We start from the raw sequence: 1,012 nt of genomic DNA on the forward strand, positions 1-1,012 counted from the left end.
GCGGCATCCCTTTTCATGTCGTTTGTGAGCAGTTCAAACTGGCTTAGCAAACTGTCTTTTTTTGTATCCGTTTTTGCTCATTTATAGTTATCAATTTAATTTCGCTATCTAGAGATTATTTAATCCCAAATCCCTGACCCAGGATTACAAAAATCTACTACCGTCCCCGTCCAACTGTAATCTGGTCTGGATGGTTCGATATTCCAAGGGTTTTTATTTGAAGCATAGTGTACATGACAAAGAAGTTGATCCTCCAATCCACTTGCATTACTCCAATTCGGACTCCCACTATGCACTGCTACGACTTTATCCCAAGCATCTGCGGCTCTTATCCCAATATCCCATTGAGTTGGTCCTTCATAGAAATAATTTGTATGATTTAGGCTTAAAGATAAAGGATAATCAGAATCTCTAGTAATCCATTCAAAACTATTAAAATAAGTCGAATAATAAGTTGTTTCAGTGCTTAACACCATTTGATATGGTTCGGTACGATTGGTACCTTTAACATTTAGCCTCAATGTATTAGCATCGGTACTTGCAGTTACATTTTCGGGGTTTTGTTCTCCATCAAGGGTGACAGAAAAAATACCAATGGATTTACCTTCTTTATTATAAATGTTTCCGACAGTACCTGTCTTACCTTCTTTATTCTTATATAACTTCAAGTATTCCCCATTACTTGACTAAAATGGAATCTCAATAACTGTGTCAGTAGCAGAAGCAGAAACTTTAAAAGTATGTTTTAACTTATTTTTTTCTTTTGATTGTTGATAATCAAATACCTTTGCATTATCGTTTTTAACTTTAGGTGCTAGAACTCGAAGGCTGTTTTCTTGCTTTACATTTTGTAAAGTTTGTTCAGGAAGATTATTCGCAGACACAAAAGGATTCCCTTGTACTACAGTCGCACAAACACAAGACATGACCTATGCACTTGGAGGTAATCCCTGGTAAATTTCCGGTTTAGGCGTAACCCAAAGAAGCACCAAATAATGCTCCGGCCAAAAAA

The 1,012-nt window shown here is 36.5% G+C and carries 2 protein-coding genes; both read right to left on the reverse strand.

Features of this window, described 5'->3' with window-relative positions; translation table 11 throughout:
- Window positions 1-119: 119 nt before the first annotated feature.
- Window positions 120-668, reverse strand: coding sequence for a DUF2599 domain-containing protein (locus IDH45_RS33730; protein ID WP_190932549.1), 549 nt, complete (start codon window positions 666-668; stop codon window positions 120-122).
- An 18-nt stretch (window positions 669-686) separates the two neighbouring features.
- Window positions 687-884, reverse strand: a complete 198-nt coding sequence (locus IDH45_RS33735; RefSeq protein ID WP_190932550.1) for a hypothetical protein — start codon at window positions 882-884, stop codon at window positions 687-689.
- Window positions 885-1,012 lie beyond the last annotated feature (128 nt).

Origin of the sequence: Paenibacillus oceani (assembly GCF_014705615.1) — a bacterium.
Classification (GTDB): Bacteria; Bacillota; Bacilli; order Paenibacillales; family NBRC-103111; genus Paenibacillus_AB; species Paenibacillus_AB oceani.